Source organism: Herbaspirillum sp. (assembly GCF_017744395.1).
In the GTDB taxonomy this organism is placed as follows: Bacteria; Pseudomonadota; Gammaproteobacteria; order Burkholderiales; family Burkholderiaceae_D; genus Herbaspirillum.
Window position 1 is genome coordinate 386898 of sequence record NZ_JAGIBI010000006.1, and the last position, 18519, is coordinate 405416.

The following is an 18519-nucleotide window of genomic DNA, read 5'->3' on the forward strand; positions in this document are numbered from 1 at the left end:
CATGGGCGGCGTCCGGCAGCATCATAGCGTAAAAGGTATACTTGTCGGCTTGCCGGGCCAGCCGCTGCCAAGACATTTTCATATCAAACTGCCAATATCGCCGATGGCCATTCCACGCACTTTCATCGTTCCGCTGATCGTCGCCTGCGCGCTGTTCATGGAGCAAATGGATTCCACCGTCATTTCCACTTCGCTGCCCGCGTTGGCGCTGGACATGGCGGTCGATCCGATCTCGCTGAAACTGGCCCTGACTTCCTACCTGGTGAGCCTGGCGGTGTTCATCCCGATTTCCGGCTGGATGGCCGACCGTTTCGGTTCGCGCACCATCTTCCGCTCGGCGATCTGCGTGTTCATGCTGGGATCGATCCTGTGCGGCGTGTCGTCGACGCTGCCGCAGTTCGTCGCGGCGCGTTTCTTCCAGGGCATCGGCGGCGCCATGATGGTGCCGGTGGGGCGCCTGGTGATCCTGCGCAGCGTGGAGAAGGTGAACCTGGTCAAGGCCTTGTCCTACCTGACCATCCCGGCGCTGTTCGGACCGGTGCTGGGGCCGCCGCTGGGCGGCTTCATCACCACTTACTTCCACTGGCGCTGGATTTTCTTCATCAATATTCCCATCAGCATCCTGGGCCTGTACCTGGCTGCGCGCTTCATTCCCGATCTCAAGGAGGAGCAGGTGCCGCCGCTGGACTGGGCCGGTTTCGCGCTGTCGGCGCTGGGTTGCTCGCTGCTGATGCTGGGCTTGTCCACCGCCGGCCGCCATCTGGTGTCGGGCGACATATCGCTGGCCTGCGTGGTGCTGGGCGTGTTGTTCCTGATTGCCTATGTGTGGCATGCGCGCCGTGCCGCGGCGCCGCTGATCGACCTGACGTTGCTGAAGATCCCGACCTTGCAGGCGGGCGTGTTAGGCGGTTCGCTCTACCGCATCGGCATCGGGGCGATTCCGTTCCTGTTGCCGCTGATGCTGCAGCTGGGTTTCGGTTATACGCCGTTCCATTCGGGCTTGCTGACTTGCGCATCGGCGGCCGGCGCCATGTTCATGAAAACCATCGCATCGCGTTTCCTCCAGCGTTACGGATTCCGCACGGTGCTGGTGGTGAACGGCACGCTGGGCATCCTGGGCTTGTGGTCGATTGCGCTGTTCACGCCGCACACGCCATATGCCGTGATGCTGCTGGTGCTATTGGTAGGCGGCTGCTTCCGCTCGCTGCAGTTCACCAGCCTCAATGCGATTTCTTACGCCGATGTCGACAACCCGCGCCTGAGCCAGGCCACCAGCATGGCCAGCGTGGCGCAGCAATTGTCGATCGGCATGGGCGTGGTGCTGGCCGGTTTCGCGCTGCAGGTTTCCAATGAAGTACAGGGCCACGCCACGCTGGTGGCCGCCGATTTCTGGCCGGCCTTTTTGGTGGTGGGCGCGGTGGCGTCGCTGTCGATCCTGATGCTGCGCCGCCTGTCGCCCAATGCCGGCGCGGAATTGTCGGGCCGGGTACAAACCAAGTCGGCTTGAGCCGCTCATTTTTGAAAGTGTCCATGCAACTCAAATATGTCTGGTTCCCGCTGGGAGCCGTCCTGATCTGGGCAGGCAATACCGTCATCAGCAAGATGTCGGCCGGCGTGATCGCGCCGGAAGACATTTCCTTTTATCGCTGGGTGCTGGCCGCCGCGCTGATGTCGCCGTTCCTGGCGCGCCCGACCTGGAACGCGCGCGCCCAGATCAAGCCCTACCTGGGCAAGATCCTGGTACTGGCGCTGCTGGGCATGGTGCTGTTCCAGAGCCTGGCGTATTTCGCCGCCGCCACGTCCTCGGCCACCAGCATGGGCATCATCGCTTCGCTGATGCCGCTGCTGACCTTGCTGCTGAGCATCCAGTTGCTGTCGGAGCCACCCACCGTGGGCACGGTCGCCGGCGGCGTGCTGTCGCTGTTCGGCCTGGCGGTGCTGATCGGCCGCGGCCACCCGCTGGCGCTGTTCGACCAGGGCGTGGTGGTGGGCGACCTGCTGATGCTGCTGGCCACCATCGCCTATTGCCTGTACGGCGTGATGCTGCGCCGCTGGGCCTTGCCGCTGCGCACCTGGCAACTGCTGTACATGCAGGTGCTGATGGCGGTGGTGCTGCTGTTCCCGGGTTTCCTTTTCGGCCACCATTCGCCGCTGACGGCCGCCAACCTGCCGATCCTGCTGTATGCGGGCATCGCCGCTTCCATTGGTTCGCAGTTCCTGTGGATGAAGGGAGTGAGCCATCTCGGCGCCAGCCACTGCTCGGCGTTCGTCAACCTGATGCCGGTTTTTACTGTCATCATCGCTGTACTGGTGTTGGGCGAACATTTGCACGGCTACCATGCCATCGGCGGCGGTATTACGCTGGCCGGCGTGCTGATGGCGCAGATGCTCAAGCAGCGCCTGCCGGGTTGGGCTAAAGCTAGTTAATAAAAGGAATGCCAACATGATCGATGCCGAGATGATCGTCAACTGCACGGTCTACAAGAAGGGCAAGAAGCTGCGCGACATCACCCTCGATGAAATCAGCGACGTGCTGGCCGAAGAGGGCACTTTCGTCTGGCTCGGATTGCTGGAGCCCAGCGTCGAGCTGATGAACAAGATCAAGGAAGAGTTCTGCCTGCACGAGCTGGCGGTGGAAGACGCCTACGCCGCGCACCAGCGCCCCAAGATCGAGGAATACGGCGACACGCTGTTCGTGGTGCTGCACACCGCCCAGTTGAGTGGCGGCGAGGTGCAGTTCGGCGAAACCCACATCATGACCGGCCCGCGCTTCGTGGTCACGGTGCGCCACGGCGCATCGCGCAGCTATGCCAAGGTGCGCGAGCATTGCGAGATGCTGCCCGAGCGCCTGGTGCGCGGCCCCAGCTTCGTGCTGTATTCGATCATGGACTTCGTGGTCGACAACTACCGCCCGATCATGGACGACCTGGAAGCCAAGTTCAGCCAGTACGAAGCCCAGCTGTTCGATCCCGCAGCCAGCACCGGCAAGGCCTACCTGCAGGAGTTGTACCAGTTGAAGCGCCAGCTGATCCGCCTGCGCTCGGCGGCTTCGCCGCTGCTGGATGTCTGCACCCAGTTGCTGCGCTTCCATGAAGGCCTGATCACCAAGGACGGCAAGGCCTATTTCCGCGACATCTACGACCACGTGGTGCGCTTCATCGACACCGGCGACCGGCTGCGCGAAATGGTGGAGTCCGCGGTGCAGATCAACCTGGCCCAGATCACCATCCACCAGAACGAGATTGTGCAGACCCTGGCCGGCTGGGGCGCGATCCTGGCTATTCCGACCATGGTGTTCAGCCTGTATGGCATGAACTTCGCCAACCTGCCGGGCTTGAGCTGGCAGTGGAGTTTTCCGCTGGTGCTGGGAGGAATCGTTACCTGTTGTTCGTTGCTGTGGCGCAGGTTGCGCAGGGCGGGGTGGTTGTAGCCCGCTGATATGAAAAACGGCGCCTGATGCGTAATGCAACCAGGCGCCGTTTTTTTATGGCTGGGATCGGTATTAATCGTAACGCAGGTTGAACAACACGTTCAATCCATTGATCGTTCCCGCCCGCGCCACCACCGACCAGCGGCGCGAGATCTGCCAGGTCGCCTTGGCCACGCTGGCCGCGCCTTGCAGGCTCTGCTCGTAGCCCAGCGTGATCTTCTCGGTGATGGCCTTGCCCAGGTTGACTACCTGTTCGTCGGTCAGGCCCGATTCGCTGGAGCCTATCGAGAACTGGTCCAAGCCGATGTCCTTGGCGATGCGCTTGCCGCCCATGTTGCCCACCAGCGCCAAGGCCTGGCTGCTGGCGCTGCGCTGGCCGATGCTGGAACTGTCGGTGCCGTGGCCGAACATCATCCATGACAGCTTTTCATCGTCCGGCACGTTAGGCTCGGACACCAGTTGCACGCGCGGCCGGTTGGCCGTGCCGGTCACCGAGACGCCGGCTTCCACATCCTGGTCGCGCCGCATGGCCAGGATGTTGATGTTGGGATTGCCGATCGGCCCCTGGAAGTTGATGATGCCGCGCTCGATGTTGAGCTTGGTGCCGAAGGCTTCGTAGGTACCCTCGGTGACGTTGATGGTGCCGGTGGCGCGCAGCGGCGAGAGCGGTTCGCTGCGCACGTTCATGCCGCCGCGCAGCAGCAGGTCGGCGCCGGTGCCGCGGAAGCGGAAGTCGGAACCGAGGTCGACTGCGATGTCCATCACCGGCGCGAACTTGCCGGCCGGCTTTTCGGTGGCGGCCTCCAGCTTCTGCTGCGAGCTGGCGCTGGCGCCGGCACGGGTTTTGCCGTCGCGGCGCACGATCACCACGTCGTCGCCCAGCTTGGGCGCGCTGCTCTTGGGCAAGTCGAACAAGGCCTTGTCGACGATGAACTTGCCGTCGATGTGCAACTGTTCGTTGACGTTGGCGATCTTGCCCTGGCCCGACAGCATCAGTTGGCGATCCGGGCTGGCGAACAGTTCCAGGCGGTCGGCGGTGATCGTGGCATTGAGGTCGGGATTCTCCGCGCCCAGCTGCACCTTGCCCTGGGCGCGCAGCGTGCCTTTGCCGCCGTGGAATTCGATCTGGCGCAGGTCGATCACGTTGTTGTCCATGACGATGCGCACGATGCCGTCCTTCAACTGGATGCCCTGGTCGAATTGCGTCACCGCCAGGTTGTCGCCGTTGATGGCGCCCGACAGCTTCGGCTGGGCGAGTGTGCCGGTGGCGTTGAGTTCGGCGCCGAGCTTGCCGTTCAGGCTGACTTGCGGCCCGATCAGGTCGCCGGTGCGCTTGAGTTCGGGCACTTCCAGCCGCGCCTTGAGGTTCAGCGGTGAGGCGTCGGCCAGCGCCAGCAAGCCGTCGATGCGCTGCAGGCCGAGCGTGCCGCCGAGGTCGAGGGTGCCGATCCGGGCGGCGTTCACGCGGCCGTCCAGGCGCGCCTGCTGGCCTTGCAGGTCGGCGCGCAGGCGCAGTTCGGACAGGCCGAGCGCGGCTTCGCCATTGCTGGCGGTGACCCGCATGTCGCCCGATTTACGCGCCAGCTGGAAATAGCCGCCGGCCGTTTCCGCCAGCGAGAAGTCCCAGTCGCTGTCCAGCACCAGGTCGGTTTTGAGCGGTGCCGGCGTGCCGGTGAATTCCTGCACGATCTGCAGCACGCGGCCGATATCCAGCGCGCGGATCTGGCCGGCCGAGGCGATGCGTCCCTGGCGCCAGGACAGGTGCTTGAGTTCCAGCGCCATGCGGTCGACCTCAAGCCGGGTGGCGCCGGCTTCGACGGCATCGGCCGAGGCTTGCAGCGCCAGCGGGCTGGCCAGGGCGATGCGCGGGAAGCCCTGGTTCTGCAGGCGGTCGATGCTGCCGGCCCAGCCGTAGTTTCCTTTGGTCTTCTCGGTCACCTTGCCATGCGCGGCGAAGTCCAGGTCCAGGGTTTGGTCCATCACCTTGCCGGTGCTGCGCAGGTTCAGCGTGTGGTCGCCCCAGGTGCCGTTGAGGTTCAGGTCCAGTTTCGACAATTGCGCCTGCGGCCCGCGGTAGCCTTCGCCTTCCACCCGCAAGGCCAGCTTGTTGTTGGGTGAGGCGACGCCGGCGGCGAGGTCGGTGCGCAGGTCGGCTTGGCCGGACAGGCGTGCCAGATGGTGCGGGCCGAACGCCAGCCTCTCGGTCTGGTAGGTGGCGTGCAGGTTGGGGCGCTGCTGCGTGCCGGTCAACTGGCCGTCCAGGCGCAGCAGGCCGTCGAGGCCGTAGCCCAGGCGTTCCAGATGGGGCGCGTCGACCTTCAGTGTGAGGGCATCCTTGCCGCTGCCGAAGCTGCCGTTCAGGTTCAGCGTATTGCCGGCCACCTGCAGGTTCGCCTTGCTCGGCAGCAGCCGCGTGCCGGCCAGGTTGATGTCGCCCTGGCCGCTCATGGGCAGGTCGCCGTAGCTGCTGTCGCGGATGCCGAAGGCCAGCTTGAGCTTCAGTTCCGGCGAGAGGGCGCCGCTGGCGTCGAAGTCCATGTTGATCCTGGCCTGGACCGGCTTTGAGGTGGTGGCTGCAGCCTTTTTCTTGCTGCCGGCAGCCGGTGGCGGCGTTACCGCATGCAGCCACGCGGTCGGATCGAAATCGACCAGCTTGCCCTTGACGGCATAATCCATCGCGCCCACGGTCTTGAGCGTGCCGGCCGCTTCCAGGCGCGACTTGCCGGCGGCCAGTTGCGCCTGGTGCAGTTCCACGTCCTCGGGATGGATGGTGCTGTCCACGCGCAGCTTGAGTTCGCGGTCGTCCAGCGCCAGCTTGATCTGCTGGGCGCCGGGCGCTAGCGTCACGTCCAGCGGGCCGGACAGTTGCGTGGGCTTGAGCTGGCGGTGGATCTGGTTCAGGTCCAGCCCGGCGATGCGGAAGTTGAAGCTGCCGGCCATGTCCTGCTTCTTGCCTGCCTCGTCGCTGCCGGGGCGGAATTCGCCGCCGCCTTCGATGCGCGCATTTTTCGGCAGGCGGATGTCCAGCGCGGAGATGCGCTGGCGCTGCAGGTCGAGATCGACCTCGGCGCTGGCCGACAGCAGCGGCAGCAATTGCCGGTCGAGGCTGCCGGGCTTGGCGTTGTCGATGGCGATCTTGCCGGCCACGCGCATGGCGTCGTCGCCGGCGCCGGCCGCCGGCGCCAGGTCGGCGCGCACGCGCAGGTCGGCATGCGGGGCGCCGGCGCTGAAGGCTTGCGGGTTGATGTGCTGCAGGTCGATCCTGGCGCTCTTGAGCGGCACAGGCGCGAATGGCGTGGCTTGCACGTCGGCGCTGCCATTGAGCTTGTCGCCGCTGGCCTTCAGGGCGATGCCCAGGTCTTGCAGCGAGCCCGACAGTTGCGCGGCCAGCTGGTATTTCTCTTGCAGGCTGTCATTCTTGTATTCGCCGGCCAGTTCCAGCCCGCCGCTGATGGTGAACGGCGCGCGGCCGTCCAGGTGCAGCAGCGCGGCGGCGTTGCCAAAGGGCGTGGCCAGGCTGTCGAGCACCAGCGTGTGCTGGCGGCCGTCGGAGTCGCCATGCAGGCGCAAGTTGGCGAGTTCGGTGGTGGAGGCGCCTTGGGTGAAGCTCAGCTTGTCCAGCGCGATTTCGCGGATGTCCAGCGCCAGCGGAATCTCCAGCGAAGCCGGCATGGCGCTGGGTTCGGAAGGCGACGGCTGCTGCTTCAGGGTGACCGTGCCCACGCGCAGGTAGCGCACGCTGAACTTGCGCTGCAGCGGCGCGAGCTGCCAGTCGCCATCGATGCGGTCGATGTCGAGGATGCGTTGCGCGTCCTGGTAGTGCAGCTTGCGCAGGCGCAGGCCGTCGGCGATGGTGCCACCCAGCAGTTGGCCCGACAGCTTGCCGTCCAGCGCCCGCAGCGCGCCGTTCCATACCAGGCGCGTGCCGCTTTCGGTCTTGACGGCGTACAGGCCGGCGCCGGCGACCAGCAGCAGCGCCGCCGCCAGCGTGCCGCCGCTCCACAGCGCGAGCTTGCGGGAGCGCGTTTTCCTCCGCTTGGGCGGCGGGGTAGGTTGCTCCGGTGCGGATGGGGATGCTTGCTGGTCGCTCATGCGTTCTTGCCGTTCAAATCTTGTTTCTCGTGTTCATGTCCGCGGCCGCCTTAGAACCTGTTCTTAGAAGGCGATGCCCAGCGAGACGTGCGGGCGGATCTGGCGTTTCTGGATGCCGTAGGCCAGGTCCAGGTTGAGGGTGCCGACCGGGCTGCGCCAGCGCGCGCCGGCGCCCACGCCGCTGAAGAAGGTCTTGCTGCTCCAGTTGTCGGCGGCCGTGCCGATGTCGTAGAACAGCGCGGCGCCCCAGTTCTGGGTGAACCAGCGCTGGTATTCGGTGCTGCCCACGGCCAGGTACTTGGTCGGATAGACGGTGCCGTTCTGCTCGTTGCCGATGCTCTGGTAGCTGTAGCCGCGCACTGAATCGTTGCCGCCGGTGCGAAACAGCAGCGAGGCCGGCACTTCGGAGGCGCGCCCGGCGGTGAACACGCCGCCCAGTTCGGCGCGCAGCACGATCAGGTCGCGCCGGCCGGCCGGCACGAATTGCTTGAAGCGACCGTACAGCCGGCCGAAGCTCTGGTCGGTCATCGCGCCCTTGACGGCGAAGCCGGCTTCCAGCGCCAGCAGGTTGCCGTGGCGCGGGAAAATCGGGTTGTCGACGTTGCGCCGCGCCCAGGCGAAGCCAGGCACCAGCGCCTGGTGCTTGCCGGGCGTGACCACGGTGTTGGCCGGCGGCGTGGCGCCGTTCTCCTGGGTCAACTGGTCGCGGTAATAGGTGAGGGAATAGGTGGTGTCGTAGAACTCGCCGATGCGGGAACGCTTGATGCCGGTCTGCAGGCTGCGCAGGTCGATGCCTTCCAGCGTGGTGCGGTCGTAGGAACTGTTGACGCTGTTGACGAAGGCCTTTTCGTCCGGCGGCATGGCCAGGCTGAGCAGGCCGTACTGGCGCTTTTGTTCCAGCCGCAGCTGGCTGTCGAAGACGTAGGCCTTGTTGAACACGTTGTAGTGCGAATAGCGGCCTTCGACCTGGGCGCCGGTATCGGTGCCGTAGCCCACGCCGGCGCGCACGCGCTGGGTCGGGAACTCGGTGACCTGCACCTTCACCGGCGCCATGTCGGGATGTTCCGGGTCGTCGTCGATGCCGACGATGGCGTTGGAAAAGTAGGGCGTGTTCTGGATCTGCCGCTGCAGCGACAGCAGGCGGTCGGCATCGTAGGTTTCGCCGACGTTGAGCGGGTTGACGTTGCGGATGATGCTTTCCGGGTAGCGCTTGGCGCCGGTGATCTGCAACGGCCCCAGCGTGAAGGCGGGGCCACTGTCGTAATGCACCGAGAGGTCGGCGCGATGGCCGTCGGGATCGATCTCGGCGCGCGAATCGGCGATCCGCGCGGCGGCATAGGTCTTTTGCTGCAGCGCTTGCAATCCGGCATCCTTGGCCTTATCCCAGTCTTCCTGGCGGAACGGCTGGCCGGCCGGCAGCAGCCAGTCGCGCCGGATCGCGTCCACGCGCGATGCGTCCTGCTGCGCCACGGCCCCGCTGGCGGTGATCTCTGCCTGGCCGACTTCGGTGCGTTCGCCCGGATCGACGCGGACGATCACGCGCTTGAGCTCTTCCTTGCCGTCGGCGCTGCGCTCGCTGCCGACCTCGACCTTGGTCTGCGGCGAGAAATAGCCCTCGGTCGAGGTCAGGTCGCGCACCTGGTCGCCGACGGTGTCGACCATGAACTTCAACTGGTCGTCGCTGATGTCGTCGCGCTCCTGGTAGCGCGACAGGTCGAGGAATTCCTTGAGCAGCGACTGCACCGGCTTGGGCGCATCGATTTCCACCTTGTAGGCGGCGTTGGCGGTCTCGGCGGCGCAGCATAGGCATGCGATGGCCAGGCGGCAGGTCCAGTTCATTGCGTCATTTCATATTCTGTTGGTGCGGATGGCCGCGCCATCGGCTGCGGGGGCGGTGCAAGTCGGGTACGATGGCAGCCTGTGGCTGCGCTGGCGTTTTTTTCACATTCCAGGCCAGACCGGACGGCAGGGCGGATAGTTCCGGCGTGTGCCAGCGAGCATTGTAATGCGGCTCCCCGGCGAATTTGAGCGGATCGCGCCGATTTCGCGGTGCGCGGCCCTATTTATCAGATTTTTCTTAGTTTTTTGGTTGCCAGGGCAAGTGGAAGGAGAAGCAGGTGAGTGTCGACGTCTATTCGGAAAAAGCCAGTTGCGAGCGCCTGCTGTCGGTGCATCGCTGGACCGGCAAGCTGCTGACTTTCCGCACCACGCGCCCGGCCGGCTACCGTTTCACCGCCGGCCAGTTCGCGCGGCTCGGGCTGGAGATCGACGGCGAGATCGTCTCGCGCGCCTATTCGATCACCTCGGCCGAATCCGAAGACGCCCTGGAGTATTACGCCATCGTCGTGCCCGGCGGCAAATTCACCACCCGCCTCGACGCCATGCGGCCGGGCGACCCGGTATGGGTGGAAAAGCTCAGCTACGGCTTCATGACCGCGGACCGCTTCACCGACGGCAGCCAGCTGTGGATGCTGGCCACCGGGACCGGCCTGGGGCCGTATCTCTCGATCCTGCAGCAAAAGGATGTCTGGGAAAAATTCCAGGACCTGGTGGTGGTGCACTGCGTGCGCAACCGCGAAGAACTGGCCTATGCCGACAAGTTCGCGGCCCTGCGCGCGCAGGCCCAGGCCGACGGGTTGCCGGCCAGGCTGCATTACCTGCAGGCGGTCACGCGCGAACCCGGGGATGCTACGGTGCTTTCAGGGCGCATCACCACGCTGCTGCGCGACGGCGGCCTGGAGCGGGCCACCGGCCTGGCGATCGATGTGGCGCAGTCGCGCTTCATGGCGTGCGGCAATCCGGAGATGGTCACCGAGGTGCGCGAGATCCTGCGCGAGCGCGGCATGACGCCGTTGCGGCGCACCGGTGGCGGGCAGTTCGTGACCGAGGATTATTGGTGATCCGCGCGTGCGGATGTTTCCCGTGACCGGTTTGCCGGCGTGGCCCCGGCTTTGGCGGTCACGGCATGACTAATTACTGGTAGTTCATCGATACCAGGATGGCGCCATCGAGCTTGCCGCCGTTGGCATTGCCGGCAGTCCCCAGCGCATGGCGCAGCGCCGTGGCAATGTCGATGTTGCGTTCCTGTTTCCCGCTCACGGCTACCGCAATGGGCTGGCCGGGGCGCAAATCCTTGCCGGCCCGGCTCAATACGATTTCCACTCCTTCCAGTCCCGTGCCGAAACCGGAACCGGCACGCTTTGCCGTCGGTTTGTCGTCAAACGACAGCTGCATCGTCTGGTTTGCATTGCAGTTCATTTTCAGTTGCATGGGCGCGCCTGCCACCTTGGACGCGTCTTGCGCCTTCGCCGCGAGGTTGATGGCATTGCGATCGAACCCGGCTTGTGCCGCGCTGACCGAGCAGGTGGGTTCGGCGATGGCGCCGCGGAAGTAGATGGTGCCCCCGGCCGCCTGGCTGGCGGCGGAAACGAAGAAGGCCGAGCAGAACGCGAGCTTGACGAGGCGGAAAAAGGAATGGTTGCGCATGGTGTTACTCCCTGAGTGTTGCCCTCCCATGGGCTCACGTCGTCGCTGCTCTTTGGCGCGATGCTTTCACGTGAAGACTCGTACCGATTCTATTTCGGCATCGAACTAATCCGAGAGTATATGCGAATATATTTTTTGGAAGGTTGCTTTTTGTTAACGTTTCCAAATGGCTCTCGTTATTTTTTCAAAGCTCTTTTATCCGTTTTTTTCATAGGGGAATTTCGGTAATCGCACACCCATGCAGAAAAATTATCGGGAACCAAGCTTTGTTTCGTTTAGTCGAGGACACATGTTTGCTGCGCGATGAGCCAGGGGATGGCGCCATCGCGGGCAGTAAGCATCCATGCCTGATTAATCATTCGAAATGGGGGTAGTATGAATTTGAACAAAGTCCTGCACGTAGCCATCGCCGACGACCATCCGGTCGTGCTTGGGGCACTCAAGAACGAGTTGAAACGCTTGCCCGAAGTGCGCATCGATCTCGAAGTGGAAACCGGAGAAGCGTTGCTCACCGCGCTCAAGCGCTCCCCCTGCGAGATCGTCATTACCGACTTCACCATGCCCAACGAAGAGCGCGAGGAGTCGGACGGTTTCTCGCTGATCAAGCGCATCAAGTCCGACCATCCATCGAGCAAGGTGATCGTCTATACCGCCATGGGCAACAGCGCGGTGGTCAAGCGCCTGTATCGCATGGGCGTGTTTTCGGTGATCAACAAGCGCGAGAAGCCGGAGGAACTGATCAACGCCTGCCTGGCCACGCAGAGCAGCAAGCAGGTGTATTTCCCGGTCTCGCTGCGCGGCGAGCTGGAAGTAAGCTGGGCCCAGGGCGAGGCTTTCTCGCAAACCAAGGAATTGACGCTGTCGGAGCTGGAAGTGGTGCGCCTGTTCGTCGAGGGGAATTGCCTGACCGATATCTGCGAGCGCCTGTCGCGCACGCCCAGCACGGTCAGCACGCACAAGAACAATGCCATGCGCAAGCTGGGGCTGAGCACGGATGCCGACTTGATCAAGTATGCCTATTCGACCGGAATGATCTGAGGCGAAGAAAATCCTCCTGCAAATCCTCCCCAAGAAAACAGCGGAAATATCCGCTGTTTTTTTTTTTTTTGCTTCGACATTGCCGCATTGCTTCGATTTTTTATTTAAGACTTTTCTTATATCAACGAATATGCGCGCTCAATAACATCCAACTTGTTCGTGGAAGCTTGTCCGAAAAGAGGATGCATGACGTTTCTTGGCGCACAGGCGATGCAATCCGCGAAATTGAAGGTCTCTTTCCGCATGACGTTTTTCATGGGAATGCGGAGAGCCCGTAACAAGTAGCCGGCCTGGCCGGGCCAGATGATCAAGGCAGCCGGCCGGAAAAATGATTGAGCCATCCGGAGTAACAATGAAAAAGATCCTTATCGCTTCTCTTTTTGCCGCAGCCGTATCGCCGGCGCTTGTCCATGCGGCCGACGGCACGCTGAGCTTCACCGGGCGGGTGGATGCCAATACCTGCGTGCTGACCAGCGGCACCAATGGCACTCAGACCGTGGGAATGTCGCCAGTCAATGCCGCCAGCTTGTCGCAGGCGGGCGACGTCGCGGGCCTGACCCCTTTCAACGTGACGCTGGGTAATTGCGGCAATACGCTGAAATCGGTGCGGTTGGATTTTGCCGACCAGACCAACGTCGATTTGGCGACCGGCCGCCTGAAAAATACGGCTCGCGAGAACAGCAACATCCAGATCGCGTTGCTTGATGGACCGAATGCCACCTCCGCGTTTCGCCTTGGGACACCCTCGGCGCAGACTACGCCTGTTACGTCGACCACTGCCGGCGCTGCCACCATTCCACTGGCGGCCCAGTATGTCGCCACTGGCGGCGCCGCCTCTGCCGGCGCAGTGACTTCGTCGATCCAGTTCACGATCGCTTATCCGTAAGCCAGTCTCCGGCGCCGCTTCTTCTTGCGCGCCACCCTCCACCAAACGCCATCCGCATGACTGCCCGCGCTATTGCGCTTGGTGGAGGATTTTTTCTTTTACCAGGGAGAGGGAAATGAAAAAAACAATGCACAAGTTTGTATGCCTGGCGCTGCTGGGAGCGGCGGCAGGTGCGCAAGCATCGGTCATCATCAGCGGAACCCGGGTCGTATTCCCCTCCGACGAACGCGAAATGACGGTGCGCCTGACCAACGAGGGAAAGGAGCCAGGCCTGATCCAGGTCTGGATGGACGATGGCGATCCGAACGCATCGCCCGACAAGATCAGCACGCCGTTCGTCCTGACGCCACCGATGTTTCGCATGGACCCGGCCAAGGGGCAGACCGTGCGTATGCTCTACAACGGCACGCCGTTGCCGCAGGATCGCGAGTCGCTGTTCTGGTTCAACTTGCTGGAAGTGGCCCCCAAGCCCAATGCGGATTCCGGGATGAACTACATGCAGATGGCTTTCCGCACCCGCATCAAAGTGTTCTTCCGCCCCAAGGCGCTGAACTCGGCGCGGCAGATCGAAGACGCCTTCGAACGCCTGCAATGGAGCCTCAAGCGCGATGCCGATGGCGGCTACGCGGTACGCCTGGACAATCCCACGCCTTACCACATCAACCTGATCGGCCTCGCCCTGGCCGGCGCTGACGGCAAGGCCTTGTACGAAAGCGAGGAGGGCGGCATGGCCGAGCCTGGCAAGGGAGCGGAATTCAAGCTCAAAGACATGAAGGCGCCGCCGGCGGGCAAGTTCACGGTGCGTTACACCTATCTGAACGACTACGGCGGTTCTGTCGAAAAGCAAACCGAACTTCCTGATTGAAGCGGACAAGCCGCATCCCTTCGCACCTTTGCGCGCATCGGCTTTTGAACGGTATCCGAACCATCACTTCCGACAAGAAAAAGAAATGAAGACGCAATCCGTCACCGGACGAATGAAGCGGCTGGGCATCGCCATGCTGGGCGTGGCGGCCATGCTCCCGGCCGTTTCGGCGAATGCGGAGAAGAAGACCCATCTGGCCCAGGTCGAGTTCGGAGCGGATTTCTTCCGCGGCAGCGGTGATGCGCAGATCGACGTCAGCCGCTTCAGCCAGGCCAATCCGCTGCCGGCGGGGGTGTACCGGGTCGATATTTACGTCAACGACAGCTGGATCGGCCGTCAGGATGTGGTTTTCCGCGCCGAGCAAGGAACGGATTCGGCCAGCCCGTGTTTCTCGCGCAGCCTGCTGGAGGCGATGGGAATCGACTTTGACAAGCTGTCCGCCGAGGCGCGCGCGGCGGTACTGGAGGCGGGCGCGGAAAGCTGCCTGCGCCTGGACGATGTCGTGCCGGATGCCGTGGCCGGATTCGACAGCGCGGACCTGCGCATCAACGCCTCGCTTCCGCAGGCTGCGCTGCGCCGTTCCGCGCGCGGCTATGTCAGTCCCGAATTGTGGGACAAGGGCGTCAACGCGGCCATGCTGGGCTATCACTTCAACACGTTCAGCACCACCGGGGGCGGCCGCAGCGACACCTCTTACTACCTCAACCTTAATAGCGGCATCAATCTGGGCGACTGGCGTTTCCGCAATACTTCCGCCGTCACCCGCCAGTCCGACGGGCAGACCCGCGTCCAGACCATCAGCAGCTACGCGCAGCGCAGTATCGTTCCGCTCAGCGGCCTGCTCACCGTCGGCGATTCCGCGACATCGGGGCAGCTCTTCGACAGTTTCGCCTACCGCGGCGTGCAGCTTTCCTCCGACCCGCGCATGCTGCCCGATTCGCAGAGCGGCTATGCGCCGGTGGTGCGCGGCATCGCCCGCAGCAATGCCAGGGTCCAGGTCCGCCAGAACGGCAACATCATCTATGAGACCACCGTGGCGCCGGGGCGCTTCGAGATCGATGACCTGTATCCGACCGGATTCGGCGGCAACCTGAACGTGATCGTGACCGAGGCCGACGGCAGCTCCAGCAGTTTCGACGTGCCTTACGCGTCGGTGGCGCAGCTGCTGCGCCCGGGCACCCACCGCTACAGCGTTACGGCCGGCCGTACACGCAGTTACGATGCGGGCACCGCCACAGCCGGCTTCGTGCAGGGAACGTATGAGCGCGGCGTGGACAATTGGCTGACCCTGTCGGGCGGGGCGATCCTGGCGCGCGACTACCTGGCTGTCGTGGGCGGCGGCGCCGTCAGCACGCCGCTGGGCGCGGTGGCCCTGAACCTGACCCGTGCGCATGCCCGCATCTCCGAGGGCGAAACGCGCACCGGCCAGAGCCTGAAACTCGATTACAACAAAAACCTGGAGCAGACCGGCACCAACATCGCGCTGGCGGCATTCCGCTATTCCAGCAGCGGTTACCTGCGCCTGCAAGAGCTTCAGGAGATGAAGTCGATAGCGGCTGGAAAAAGCGGTAGCCTCAGCCTGGTGGAGCGTACGCGCAACCAATTGCAATTTTCCATCTCGCAGTCGCTGGGCGAGCGGGGCGGCACGTTCTTTGTAACCGGCACGTCGCAGGATTACTGGAACCGCAGCGGCATGGGGACGACTTTCAGCTCCGGCTACAACAACCGCTGGAAGAACATGTCCTACACCATCTCGGCGCATCGCCAGCGGGATCTGGCGACCGGCCGCACAGGCACGCAGTACATGTTCACGCTGTCGATGCCATTGGGCAGGGAAGCCAATTCGCCCTCGATGAGAATGGACGCGACACGCGACCAGCGCAGCGGCAACACCGTCCAGAGCACGCTGTATGGCACTGCCGGAGCGGACAACAATTTCTCGTATGGGGTAACGGCCGACCGCAGCACGGGCAGTTCATCGGTTTCAGCCAACGGCCAGTACCGCGCGCCGTTCGCCGATGTCGGCGGCAGCTACAGCTACACCGGCGGTGGCCGCCGCCAGATGTCGGCAACGGTATCGGGCGGCATCGTCGCGCACGCGGACGGCATCCTGCTGGCGCAGAACCTGGGCGACACCATCGCCATCGTGCAAGCCGATGGCGCCGCCGGCGCGGCCGTCAATTCGGCCGGGGTACGCCTCAACGGCGATGGGCAGGCGGTGGTGCCGCACATGACGCCTTTCCGCAATAACGAAATCGTGCTCGATCCCAAGGGCACTTCCACCGACGTCGAGATGAAGGCCACCAGCCTGCGGGTGGCGCCGGTGGCCGGCGCCGTGGTGCTGCTGAAGTACGAAACCGTCAGCGGCCGTTCATTGCTGATCAACGCCTATCGCAGCAACGGCGAAGCCCTGCCTTTCGGCGCGGACGTACTCGATGAGCAGGGCAATGCGCTGGGGATGGTGGGGCAAGGCGGCACGGTCTTCGTCCGCACCCAGAACGACAGCGGCCGCCTGAGCATCCGCTGGGGCGGCGAGCGTAATGCGCAATGCCAGATCCCGTATGCGCTGCAGCCGCGGGACGGCAAGCGTCAGGAAACCGGTTTCGACCAATTGCGCGCCATTTGCGAAACGCCGGCGGAGATAGTGGGGCAGGAAAGCGCGTCAGGCGTGCTGGGAAAAACCACCGATAAGGGAGAGATCCGATTGCAATGAAGCGGGGCGCCAGGATCGCGTTCACATCGCTGCGGCCTTCAATCCAGCAAGGCCGCATTCTCCTGCACCAGCGCAGCGAGCTCTTCGGCGATGGCCTTGACGCGCGGCGAACGCCGCACGTCGGGAAGAAGCGCCAGCCACAGGTTGCGGCTCGGCGCCGGTATATCCGATTCGAGCGCCAGTAGCGTCGCATCGGTCCGTGCCAGGAAATGAGGCAGCGCCGCAATGCCCAGGCCGGCGCGGCAGCCCTGGTGCAAGGCGGCCAGGTCATTGGCGCGCAGCGCGAAAACACGCCCGGCGGCGACCTTCTCCAGCCATTGCTGCTGCGGCGTGTGGCGCAGGTTGTCGTCGTAGCCGATGAATTCCCAGGCGTCCGGCGGACGTTTTATCCAATCCCGTGTCGCATACAATCCGTAGCCCATTTTCCCGACCAGGCGCGCGGCGACGCCCGGTGCGCGAGGCCGTTCCAGGCGCAATGCCAGGTCGGCCTCACGCCGGAACAGGTTGGCCTCGCGCGCTTCGCCGATCACCTCCAGCATGATGCCGGGCCAGCGGCGGCGCAATGCGCCCAGGCGCGGGACGATGAAATGGCTGGAGAAAGCTGGCGGCGCCGACAACCGCACCGTCCCGCGCAACGCTGCCACGCCCAGCGTTGCTCGGCTGAAGGCGAAAGCCTCTTCCTCGATGCGTGCGGCATGTTCCAGCAATTCCTCGCCTTCGCGGGTAAGCGACCAGCTCTTGGGCAAGCGGTCGAACAAGCGTATTCCGATCCTCCCTTCCAGGGCGGCCACACGCCGCGCCACGGTGGAATGTTCCACCCCCAGCACGCGGGCGGCGGCCGACAGGCTGCCCTGACGCGCCAATTCCAGGAAGTAGCGCACGTCATCCCAGCGTAGGGACTCGGATTCGTCGGGAGATTTGTCTGCGAATTTTTGCACAGATGTTGCCAATGAATTGAGATATTCAAATGATTTTGCACTGGTTAATCTGGCTGTGCAATGTTTAACGCCACGGAGATCGCCATGAATCCAAGCTCAGCCCAACAAGTCCGCATTCACGCCTACGGGGATGCCGCAGCCCTGCAACTGGAAACAGTCGAGTTGCCGCCGCTGGCGCCGACAGCAGTGCGCGTTCGCAATCTCGCGATCGGCGTCAACTTCGTCGACATCTACCATCGCACCGGGCTTTATCCGTTACCGTCGCTGCCGTCGGCGCTTGGCGTAGAAGGCGCAGGCATCGTCGAAGCGGTGGGCGATGAGGTCGGCACATTATCGGTCGGGCAGCGCGTGGCCTATGCCGGCCTGCCGGCGGGAAGTTACGCATCGCGCCGCGATCTGCCGGCCGGATGCCTGATTCCCTTGCCGGAGACGGTTTCCTCGGAAGTTGCAGCCGGCGCAATGCTGCGTGGCATGACGGCGCACATGCTATTTAGCTACGTGCATCGCATTGCCGCCGGCGATACGGTGCTGATCCATGCCGCGGCAGGCGGCCTGGGGCTGGTGCTGGTGCAATGGGCGAAGTCGCTCGGCGCTCGCGTGATCGGCACTGTCGGCAGTCGCGCCAAGGCAGAGTTGGCCCTGGCGCACGGGCTGGATCGCGCGGTGCTCTATCGCGAAGAAGATTTTGTCGCCGCGGTAAAGGACTTCACCGATGGCACGGGTGTTGCATTCGCTATCGACGGCATCGGCGGGGATACCCTGCTGCGCACGTTCGATACCGTACGGCCTTATGGCATGTTGGCCAGCACCGGCCAGGTGGCGGGAACGATTGCGCCGATCGATATCAACCTGCTGGGGCCGGCGCGATCCATCGCACTGGCGCGCCCGAGCGTGTTTCGTTTCATGTCGGATCTGGAGCGTTATAGGGAAGGCGCAGCGGCCACGCTGGCCCATCTGGAGGCCGGGCTGCGCATTACGGTGGGAAAAGAGTTGCCCTTATCGGCCGCGGCGGAGGCGCATCGTCTTCTCGAAGCGGGAGAAACGGTCGGTTCTTTGTTGCTGCGGCCTTGA

General features: G+C 63.8%; 13 protein-coding genes. 9 read left to right on the top strand and 4 right to left on the bottom strand.

Annotation, left to right across the window (positions count from 1 at the left end; all coding sequences use genetic code 11):
• Window positions 1–103 precede the first annotated feature (103 nt).
• From J7548_RS16600 to J7548_RS16610, 3 genes are read left to right on the top strand one after another with little or no spacing between them, the layout of a single operon-like run.
• Entirely contained in the window at window positions 104–1507 is a 1404-nt protein-coding gene (locus tag J7548_RS16600; protein ID WP_290976493.1) for a DHA2 family efflux MFS transporter permease subunit, read from the top strand.
• 23 nt (window positions 1508–1530) lie between these two features.
• Entirely contained in the window at window positions 1531–2427 is an 897-nt protein-coding gene (locus J7548_RS16605; RefSeq protein ID WP_290976496.1) for a DMT family transporter, read from the top strand.
• Window positions 2428–2443: 16 nt separating this feature from the next.
• Complete coding sequence (locus tag J7548_RS16610; RefSeq protein ID WP_290976499.1) at window positions 2444–3430, top strand: magnesium and cobalt transport protein CorA; 987 nt, start codon at window positions 2444–2446, stop codon at window positions 3428–3430.
• A gap of 72 nt (window positions 3431–3502) precedes the next feature.
• On the opposite strand, the gene J7548_RS16615 is transcribed toward J7548_RS16610, so the two are convergent.
• Complete coding sequence (locus J7548_RS16615; RefSeq protein ID WP_290976501.1) at window positions 3503–7522, bottom strand: translocation/assembly module TamB domain-containing protein; 4020 nt, start codon at window positions 7520–7522, stop codon at window positions 3503–3505.
• Window positions 7523–7585: 63 nt separating this feature from the next.
• Complete coding sequence (locus J7548_RS16620) at window positions 7586–9361, bottom strand: autotransporter assembly complex family protein (protein WP_290976504.1); 1776 nt, start codon at window positions 9359–9361, stop codon at window positions 7586–7588.
• Between the two features lie 278 nt (window positions 9362–9639).
• Between J7548_RS16620 and J7548_RS16625 the strand changes: the two genes are divergently transcribed.
• A complete protein-coding gene (locus tag J7548_RS16625) occupies window positions 9640–10422 on the top strand; it encodes a ferredoxin--NADP reductase (protein WP_290976507.1) in 783 nt (260 codons plus the stop codon).
• 73 nt (window positions 10423–10495) lie between these two features.
• Here the strand turns inward: J7548_RS16625 and J7548_RS16630 are convergent, their stop codons facing one another.
• Window positions 10496–11008 carry a hypothetical protein gene (locus J7548_RS16630; protein WP_290976510.1) on the bottom strand — a complete coding sequence of 171 codons (513 nt, stop codon included), beginning with the start codon at window positions 11006–11008 and terminating at the stop codon, window positions 10496–10498.
• A 375-nt stretch (window positions 11009–11383) separates the two neighbouring features.
• On the opposite strand from J7548_RS16630, the gene J7548_RS16635 reads away from it, so the two are divergent.
• The 4 genes from J7548_RS16635 to J7548_RS16650 all read left to right on the top strand — a co-directional run bounded on the left by J7548_RS16635 (window position 11384) and on the right by J7548_RS16650 (window position 16510).
• Complete coding sequence (locus J7548_RS16635; RefSeq protein WP_290976513.1) at window positions 11384–12046, top strand: response regulator transcription factor; 663 nt, start codon at window positions 11384–11386, stop codon at window positions 12044–12046.
• 352 nt (window positions 12047–12398) lie between these two features.
• Window positions 12399–12932 (top strand): fimbrial protein, encoded by a 534-nt coding sequence (locus J7548_RS16640; RefSeq protein WP_290976515.1) that lies wholly within the window; start codon window positions 12399–12401, stop codon window positions 12930–12932.
• Window positions 12933–13059: 127 nt separating this feature from the next.
• On the top strand, window positions 13060–13797 hold the full coding sequence (locus J7548_RS16645) for a fimbria/pilus periplasmic chaperone (protein ID WP_290976518.1): 738 nt from the start codon (window positions 13060–13062) through the stop codon (window positions 13795–13797).
• 85 nt (window positions 13798–13882) lie between these two features.
• Entirely contained in the window at window positions 13883–16510 is a 2628-nt protein-coding gene (locus tag J7548_RS16650) for a fimbria/pilus outer membrane usher protein (RefSeq protein WP_290976520.1), read from the top strand.
• A 38-nt stretch (window positions 16511–16548) separates the two neighbouring features.
• Here J7548_RS16650 and J7548_RS16655 read toward each other — a convergent pair whose 3' ends face one another.
• Window positions 16549–17448 (bottom strand): LysR family transcriptional regulator, encoded by a 900-nt coding sequence (locus J7548_RS16655; RefSeq protein WP_290976523.1) that lies wholly within the window; start codon window positions 17446–17448, stop codon window positions 16549–16551.
• A gap of 84 nt (window positions 17449–17532) precedes the next feature.
• Here J7548_RS16655 and J7548_RS16660 point away from each other — a divergent pair, with 84 nt between their 5' ends.
• Window positions 17533–18519 (top strand): quinone oxidoreductase, encoded by a 987-nt coding sequence (locus tag J7548_RS16660; protein WP_290976525.1) that lies wholly within the window; start codon window positions 17533–17535, stop codon window positions 18517–18519.

Bases quoted from the DNA above. Each gene is read 5' to 3' on its own strand.
- J7548_RS16645 (WP_290976518.1), top strand. From the start codon at position 13,060: ATGCACAAGTTTGTATGCCTGGCGCTGCTGGGAGCGGCGGCAGGTGCG.
- J7548_RS16650 (WP_290976520.1), top strand. From the start codon at position 13,883: ATGAAGACGCAATCCGTCACCGGACGAATGAAGCGGCTGGGCATCGCC.
- J7548_RS16610 (WP_290976499.1), top strand. From the start codon at position 2,444: ATGATCGATGCCGAGATGATCGTCAACTGCACGGTCTACAAGAAGGGC.
- J7548_RS16615 (WP_290976501.1), bottom strand. From the start codon at position 7,522: ATGAGCGACCAGCAAGCATCCCCATCCGCACCGGAGCAACCTACCCCG.
- J7548_RS16605 (WP_290976496.1), top strand. From the start codon at position 1,531: ATGCAACTCAAATATGTCTGGTTCCCGCTGGGAGCCGTCCTGATCTGG.
- J7548_RS16620 (WP_290976504.1), bottom strand. From the start codon at position 9,361: ATGAACTGGACCTGCCGCCTGGCCATCGCATGCCTATGCTGCGCCGCC.
- J7548_RS16630 (WP_290976510.1), bottom strand. From the start codon at position 11,008: ATGCGCAACCATTCCTTTTTCCGCCTCGTCAAGCTCGCGTTCTGCTCG.
- J7548_RS16660 (WP_290976525.1), top strand. From the start codon at position 17,533: ATGAATCCAAGCTCAGCCCAACAAGTCCGCATTCACGCCTACGGGGAT.
- J7548_RS16600 (WP_290976493.1), top strand. From the start codon at position 104: ATGGCCATTCCACGCACTTTCATCGTTCCGCTGATCGTCGCCTGCGCG.
- J7548_RS16635 (WP_290976513.1), top strand. From the start codon at position 11,384: ATGAATTTGAACAAAGTCCTGCACGTAGCCATCGCCGACGACCATCCG.
- J7548_RS16640 (WP_290976515.1), top strand. From the start codon at position 12,399: ATGAAAAAGATCCTTATCGCTTCTCTTTTTGCCGCAGCCGTATCGCCG.